This is a genomic window from Bacillus cereus group sp. MYBK220-1 (assembly GCF_051916445.1).
Taxonomy (GTDB): Bacteria; Bacillota; Bacilli; order Bacillales; family Bacillaceae_G; genus Bacillus_A; species Bacillus_A cereus.
Window position 1 is genome coordinate 611,928 of record NZ_JBQAGQ010000004.1, and the last position, 7,037, is coordinate 618,964.

The following is a 7,037-nucleotide window of genomic DNA, read 5'->3' on the forward strand; positions in this document are numbered from 1 at the left end:
AAAGGGTATTTGTATAATTTAGACACAAACGAAAAGGAAGGATGATTTATATGGTGACAGAAAAAGAATTAGAATTATTAGCTTGTCTTGAAAAGAGTAGTCGATTATCTGTAGATACATTAGCGAAGCTGTTAAATATAGAAGTAGAAGAAGTAAAGAAGATGGTTGCGAGATTAGAAAATGAAAAGATTATTGTGGATTATGTAACACATATCGATTGGACGAAAGTGAAAGAACATACAGGTTTAACGGCAATGATCGATGTGAAAGTTACGCCAAAGCACGGCGTTGGGTTTGATGCGGTTGCTGAGCAAATTTATCGTTATTCAGAAGTGAAATCCGTTTATTTAATGTCAGGGACATATGATCTTTCTATTACATTAGAAGGGAAAACGATGGGGGAAGTAGCGATGTTTGTTTCTGAGAAATTAGCAACAATTGAATCTGTCGTTTCTACAACTACTCATTTCATTTTGAAGAAGTATAAACATGAGGGCGTTATTTATGAAAAAGACGATGATGATAAGCGAATTGTGGTGACACCATGAAGCAATTTGAACTATCTAGATCAGCAGAATCTTTAAAACCATCTGGTATTCGAAAATTTTTTGATTTAGCAGCAAATATGAAAGGTGTTATTTCCCTCGGGGTAGGAGAGCCGGATTTTGTTACCCCTTGGAATGTAAGGCAAGCATGTATTCGTTCTTTGGAACAAGGGTATACGTCATATACAGCAAATGCAGGATTATTGGAGCTCCGTCAAGAAATAGCAAAGTATCTAAAAAAACAATTTGCAGTATCTTATGATCCAAGTGATGAAATCATTGTTACAGTTGGAGCGAGCCAGGCGTTAGATGTAGCGATGCGTGCCATTATAAATCCTGATGATGAAGTGCTCATTGTTGAACCAAGCTTCGTTTCTTATGCACCACTTGTGACATTAGCTGGAGGAGTTCCGGTTCCTGTGGCGACTAAGCTAGAAAACGAGTTTAAAGTACAACCAGAACAAATTGAAGCAGCTATTACAGCGAAAACAAAGGCGATTTTACTTTGTTCACCAAATAACCCGACAGGTGCAATGCTAAATAAATTCGAGCTTGAAGAAATAGCAGTGATTGTTGAGAAGTACAATCTAATTGTATTATCTGATGAAATTTATGCAGAGCTTGTATACGACGAAGCATATACAAGTTTCGCGAGTATTAAAAATATGCGCGAGCATACGATTTTAATTTCAGGATTTTCAAAAGGATTTGCGATGACAGGATGGCGTCTCGGTATGATTGCAGCTCCTGTTCAGTTTTCAGAATTGATGCTCAAAATTCACCAATATTCCATGATGTGTGCACCGACGATGTCTCAGTTCGCAGCACTTGAAGCGTTACGTGCGGGGAATGATGAAGTAATTCGGATGAGAGATAGTTATAAGAAGCGTCGTAATTTTATGACGACATCTTTCAATGAAATGGGCTTAACGTGTCATGTGCCGGGCGGAGCATTTTATGTTTTCCCTTCTATATCTTCAACAGGATTATCTTCAGCGGAATTTGCAGAACAGTTATTGCTGGAAGAAAAAGTAGCTGTTGTCCCTGGTAGCGTATTTGGCGAAAGTGGTGAAGGGTTTATTCGTTGTTCTTATGCGACGTCGCTTGAACAACTTATGGAAGCAATGAAGAGAATGGAACGGTTTGTTGAAAATAAAAAAAGGACAAAACGTAATACGTTTTGTCCATAAAAGGGGGGGAATACTAGAAAGCCATGTGTTAGTAGTCTATCCCAATATTGGAGAATTATACTTCTTTAAGGGAAATTTTTCATGAATTTTGAATGAGTTCTGTCATAGTGGTATAATTTACTAATATAAGGTATGCGCATTCTAGATATTGTTATCTAGAATGCGTACTAACCAATCGGATATTTAAAATAAATATATCTGCTTTGCTCTCTATAATTGTAGAGAGAATGGTAAACGTATGGGAGTGTTTCATATGTCAGAACAATATACAACAGGAGTGGTTGTAACAGGGAAAGTGACTGGAATTCAAGATTACGGTGCGTTTGTAGCGTTAGATGCAGAAACACAAGGACTTGTGCATATATCTGAAATTACAAATGGATATGTAAAGGATATTCATGACTTTTTAAAGGTCGGCGATACAGTAGAAGTAAAGGTACTTTCAATTGATGAAGAGCACAGAAAAATGAGTTTATCGTTAAAAGCGGCGAAAAGAAAACAAGGAAGGATTCTTATACCGAACCCATCTGAAAACGGATTTAATACGCTGCGAGAAAAGTTGGCAGAATGGATTGAAGAGTCCGAGTTAACAAAGTAAAAGAGGAACGCATATGAGCGTTCCTCTTTTACTTTATCTTATGATATATATTTGCAAATATGATTGCATGCAATCATATTCGTATGTCGGAGGTGAAAGGACATACTGATTATCGAATTTCGTTTGTTTCTGGGTGCGTACCAAGATTTTCAGATGGTTTAAACAGTAAACCAAGGTTGATAAGCCCAGATATACCAACGATGCCGTAAATAATACGTGCAAGAGCTGAATTTTGTCCACCGAAAATGGCTGCTACTAAGTCAAACTGGAAAAAACCGATTAGTCCCCAGTTCACAGCGCCAATTACAGTAAAGACTAATGCGATACGTTGTAAAGTACTCATGAAAAAGCCCCCCTTAATTGTGAAGCATGAGCAAGCGATGAGTTAATTAACTCTTTTATAGAATGGGGTAGTTATGTTGTTTTTATACATAAAAAATGTTTGAAAGAAGATGTATATACATCTATACCGAAAAATGCGAATTTTTATGCAAAAAATGAACTTTTTCTAAAAAATATATATTGGTTACGTTTACAATGTTTGAATCGCTTGATTTACAACTTCAGTTTCGCTAAAGTGAATACAGAAATACATATCCATAATTGGAGGGAAAAAGATGAGTACACATGTAACGTTCGACTATTCTAAAGCGTTATCCTTCATCGGTGAACATGAAATCACTTATTTACGTGATGCAGTGAAAGTAACACATCACGCAATCCACGAAAAAACTGGAGCTGGGAACGATTTCCTTGGGTGGGTAGACCTTCCGCTTCAATATGACAAAGAAGAATTCGCTCGCATTCAAAAATGCGCAGAAAAAATTAAAAATGACTCTGACATTTTACTTGTTGTAGGTATTGGTGGTTCTTACCTAGGAGCACGCGCAGCAATCGAAATGTTAAACCATTCTTTCTACAATACGCTTTCTAAAGAACAACGTAAAACTCCACAAGTGCTATTTGTTGGACAAAACATTAGCTCCACTTACATGAAAGATTTAATGGACGTATTAGAAGGTAAAGACTTCTCTATTAACGTTATTTCCAAATCAGGTACAACAACAGAGCCAGCACTAGCATTCCGTATCTTCCGTAAGTTATTAGAAGAAAAGTATGGAAAAGAAGAAGCTCGCAAACGTATTTATGCAACTACAGATAAAGCGCGTGGTGCATTAAAAACATTAGCTGATAACGAAGGTTACGAAACATTTGTTATTCCAGATGATGTTGGAGGTCGTTTCTCTGTATTAACGCCAGTTGGTTTATTACCAATCGCAGTAAGTGGCTTAAATATTGAAGAGATGATGAAAGGTGCAGCTGCTGGTCATGATGACTTCGGAACATCAGAACTAGAAGAAAATCCAGCTTACCAATACGCAGTAGTTCGTAACGCTTTATACAATAAAGGAAAAACAATTGAAATGCTTGTTAACTATGAGCCAGCACTTCAATACTTCGCTGAGTGGTGGAAACAGTTATTTGGTGAAAGTGAAGGAAAAGATCAAAAAGGTATTTTCCCATCTTCAGCAAACTTCTCAACTGATTTACACTCATTAGGTCAATACGTTCAAGAAGGGCGTCGTGACTTATTTGAAACAGTTCTTAAAGTAGGTAAATCTACACATGAACTAACAATCGAATCAGAAGAAAACGATTTAGACGGATTAAACTACCTTGCTGGTGAAACTGTAGACTTCGTAAACACAAAAGCATACGAAGGTACATTACTTGCACATAGCGACGGGGGAGTACCAAACTTAATCGTAAATATTCCTGAATTAAATGAGTACACATTCGGTTACCTTGTATACTTCTTCGAAAAAGCATGTGCGATGAGCGGCTACTTATTAGGCGTGAATCCATTTGACCAACCTGGAGTAGAAGCATACAAGAAAAACATGTTTGCTTTACTTGGTAAACCAGGATTTGAAGAATTAAAAGCAGAATTAGAAGAGCGTTTAAAATAATAAAAAGCGACCGGAATCCGGTCGCTTTTTATTATTTTATCGAAAAGTTCATCAGTATATTCAAACTAAAGTGGGTATGCTAAAGGAAAAGTCTAGGAGGGATGGGCTTGATTCCGATTCAATCAAATTTAGAAGGACGTACATATGCGTTATATAAGTTAGAAGAGATTATGAAACCACTTGGATATAGCATTGGTGGTAATTGGGATTATGATAAAGGATGCTTCGATTACAAAATTGATGAAGAAGATGGGTATCAATTTTTACGAGTTCCATTTACAGCCATTGATGGAGAACTAGATGTACCAGGCGTAATAGTTCGTCTTGGAACGCCGTATATTCTTTCGCACGTATATCAAGACGAACTAGATGATAATGTGAATACTTTAACAGCTGGAACAAGTGGAATGGATCAATTTGCTGAGCCGAAAGATCCAGATGGAGATGTGAAAAGAAAATATATCAATATTGGGAAAGTGCTCATGCAAGAATTAGAGCGTCATTTTACTAATGGTGAATAACAATGAGTATGTCGCTTTCAATGAGAACAAAGGAATGAACTGGATTAATCATATATTGTTCGTCGCGCTTTATACCTAGTAAGAGAATGTTTTGCTTTAAAAGAGTATAGCTACAATTGGCAAAAGTTTGTCCGGTGCAGGACGATGGAAGCTCCATCAGTTGTAATTTATTATCAGAGATTTCGTCGTAAAGTGAAAATAGTACACCTGAAATGGAAGGGAATAAAAGAGAAGCGGTAAATACATAGCTCGTTAATTTATTTCCTTCTATAATTTCTGACACGCCAGCTCTCGTTGCATTTTGTATTTGTTCAGAAGTAAGAAGTTCAGCGATGCAGTGAATGTTTGGGTTGAGCCCTTTTGCAGTTAAAATATTTAAAATGGACTGTGTATCCGCTAAGCTTTCGTTTTTTTCTTTATCAGCTGTTATTAATATGGTGTGTGCCGTTGCAATATTGGCCTTTAATAAAGTTTGATCGTGATGCGGACAACCTTTTATAAATTCTAAATGATGAAATGGTTTTGGGAGTAAAGAAAGTGTTTCATCAATTAAAACGATATCAAGGTTTGGTTGTAATACGTGCATTTGCTTTACAACATGTTTTGCGCGCTCATTCCAGCCAACGATAATCATATGACCGTTAGAAGTAGCGGCTTCTTCACCTTTAATTTTCATATATTGTTTATTAATCATTTCAGTAGCAAACAGCACCATATAATAAGAACAAAAGCCAGTTCCTAATAAAATAATACTTATACCTATTAGTTTTCCTATCGTTGTATGGGGAGCAAAGTCGCCATATCCAACTGTAAAAATGGTAACGATTGACCACCAAATTCCGTCAAACCATGTAGTGAAATGAAAAGGTTCTAATCTATGTATAAGAAAACCGGAAAAAGCAGTCAGTACAATAATAAAACAAATTAAACGAAAAATAATGGAATCACGAAATGTATCTACTAAATTCGGACGGGATTTCAATTGCCTATTCCTCCTTACTTTGTAGGACTACATTCATTGTTGCCATTATAGAAAAAAGAAAAACTCTCTAATTAAAGAGAGGTTGTTTTACGTTACATACTTTCCACTTCAGTTTGTTGGACACTTTCAAGATGCTGGAGAGCATAGTAAACATCAGCAGTATGTCTTTTTTGATCAATGGACAGTTTAAGATGTAAATAGTGAGAACCGTTTTCTAATGTTTTAAGCTTCATATTCTTAACTTTTATATCCATTTCTTTTATTTCTTCAATTACGATTGGGATATTGTCCATATTTCGTACAACAAGTTTCACAGCGATATCACGTTGACGAAATGATCTAGGGCCTACATATTTCATCGCGAGTGGTATAAGTTCGACACTAATCATAAGGAAACACATTCCGAATATCGCTTCAATATAGAATCCGGCCCCAACAGCAATACCAATACCAGAAGCACCCCAGATCATAGCGGCAGTCGTGAGCCCTGCAATGCTATCGTTGCCTCTTCTTAAAATTACGCCAGCACCTAAAAAACCAATTCCTGATACAATTTGAGCGGCAAGTCGAAGTGGATCCATATTCATATGATCGGTATGTGGTAAGTTATAAGCTGCTTTAATAGAAACAATCGTTAGGAGGCAACTAATAATAGAAATAACTAAACACGTTTTTAAACCAAGTGGTTTCCGTTTTAATTCACGTTCTAAACCAATGGCAAATCCTAAAATAGCCGAGAGACCTAGTTTGATTAATAAATCGGTATAGTCCATATATATTCCTCCCTGTATGATATGCTATATGAATAAAACGCTTATTATAGAAAGAAACGTCTTTTGATAGAGTAACTTTATATAAAATATATGTAGGAATTGCTCATACATGAAAGAGATATTTCGTTTAAGTATATGATATAAAAAAAGAAATGTGGGCAGTTTTAAAAAAAGTTTATAAAAGGTGTTGCATTTCATTTTTCACCATGATATATTAATAACCGTCGCTGATGCGGAAACGCAGAAAACGACAAAAAAGAAATTAAAAAACTTAGTTGACATCGAAAAACGAAGATGTTAACATAAGGAAGTCGCAAATGAGCGACCAAGTAGTTCTTTGAAAACTGAACGAAACAAACAACGTGAAACGTCAATTTTTATTTTAGATGCTAGACAAACTAACTTTATTGGAGAGTTTGATCCTGGCTCAGGATGAACGCTGGCGGCGTGCCTAATAC

At 36.2% G+C, this 7,037-nt stretch carries 8 protein-coding genes; 5 read left to right on the forward strand and 3 right to left on the reverse strand.

Annotated features, from left to right (window positions below; all coding sequences use genetic code 11):
- Window positions 1–50: 50 nt before the first annotated feature.
- The 3 genes from ACTFRU_RS20545 to yugI all read left to right on the forward strand — a co-directional run bounded on the left by ACTFRU_RS20545 (window position 51) and on the right by yugI (window position 2,333).
- On the forward strand, window positions 51–548 hold the full coding sequence (locus ACTFRU_RS20545) for an Lrp/AsnC family transcriptional regulator (protein WP_000255696.1): 498 nt from the start codon (window positions 51–53) through the stop codon (window positions 546–548).
- Window positions 545–1,735 carry an aminotransferase gene (locus tag ACTFRU_RS20550; RefSeq protein ID WP_000808534.1) on the forward strand — a complete coding sequence of 397 codons (1,191 nt, stop codon included), beginning with the start codon at window positions 545–547 and terminating at the stop codon, window positions 1,733–1,735. Before ACTFRU_RS20545 ends, ACTFRU_RS20550 begins: the two co-directional genes overlap by 4 nt.
- 253 nt (window positions 1,736–1,988) lie before the next feature.
- On the forward strand, window positions 1,989–2,333 hold the full coding sequence (yugI, locus tag ACTFRU_RS20555; RefSeq protein ID WP_000003764.1) for a S1 domain-containing post-transcriptional regulator GSP13: 345 nt from the start codon (window positions 1,989–1,991) through the stop codon (window positions 2,331–2,333).
- Window positions 2,334–2,442: 109 nt separating this feature from the next.
- Here yugI and ACTFRU_RS20560 read toward each other — a convergent pair whose 3' ends face one another.
- Window positions 2,443–2,676 (reverse strand): DUF378 domain-containing protein, encoded by a 234-nt coding sequence (locus ACTFRU_RS20560; protein ID WP_000105788.1) that lies wholly within the window; start codon window positions 2,674–2,676, stop codon window positions 2,443–2,445.
- 274 nt (window positions 2,677–2,950) lie between these two features.
- On the opposite strand from ACTFRU_RS20560, the gene ACTFRU_RS20565 reads away from it, so the two are divergent.
- Together ACTFRU_RS20565 and ACTFRU_RS20570 are read left to right on the forward strand one after the other, a co-directional pair.
- Complete coding sequence (locus ACTFRU_RS20565) at window positions 2,951–4,303, forward strand: glucose-6-phosphate isomerase (protein ID WP_000103654.1); 1,353 nt, start codon at window positions 2,951–2,953, stop codon at window positions 4,301–4,303.
- Window positions 4,304–4,410: 107 nt separating this feature from the next.
- Window positions 4,411–4,824 carry a YugN-like family protein gene (locus ACTFRU_RS20570; RefSeq protein ID WP_000612334.1) on the forward strand — a complete coding sequence of 138 codons (414 nt, stop codon included), beginning with the start codon at window positions 4,411–4,413 and terminating at the stop codon, window positions 4,822–4,824.
- Here the strand turns inward: ACTFRU_RS20570 and ACTFRU_RS20575 are convergent.
- Both ACTFRU_RS20575 and ACTFRU_RS20580 read right to left on the reverse strand, forming a co-directional pair.
- Complete coding sequence (locus ACTFRU_RS20575; RefSeq protein WP_000842320.1) at window positions 4,811–5,806, reverse strand: potassium channel family protein; 996 nt, start codon at window positions 5,804–5,806, stop codon at window positions 4,811–4,813. The two genes, ACTFRU_RS20570 and ACTFRU_RS20575, sit on opposite strands and share 14 nt — an antisense overlap.
- Window positions 5,807–5,898: 92 nt before the next feature.
- Window positions 5,899–6,579, reverse strand: coding sequence for an MgtC/SapB family protein (locus ACTFRU_RS20580; RefSeq protein ID WP_000386676.1), 681 nt, complete (start codon window positions 6,577–6,579; stop codon window positions 5,899–5,901).
- Between the last annotated feature and the right edge of the window lie 458 nt (window positions 6,580–7,037).